The organism is Gilvimarinus sp. 1_MG-2023, assembly GCF_030548285.1.
Window position 1 is genome coordinate 1 of record NZ_JAUOSC010001762.1, and the last position, 234, is coordinate 234.

Genomic DNA, 234 nt, shown 5'->3' on the forward strand with positions numbered 1-234 from the left:
GCCTCAACCACATCATCGGCGTAATGGCGGTAGCCGAGCAGGTTCTGGCCTCGCAGCAGCATTTGCAAACGGCTGTTGGGTAACGCCGCCCGCAGTTGGCGCAAGCGTTCCCAGGGGTCTTCTTTCAGAAAACGGACGCAAGCATCAAACGTTGCCCCACCCCAGACTTCCAGCGACCAGAATCCGGCTTGATCCATTTTTTCACAGATCGGCAGCATGTCTTCGGTACGCAGG

1 pseudogene is annotated in these 234 nt (G+C 57.7%); it reads right to left on the bottom strand.

From position 1 onward, the window contains the following. A pseudogene (locus Q4563_RS22765) lies at positions 1-234 on the bottom strand (pyruvate carboxylase subunit B); the annotation flags it as partial.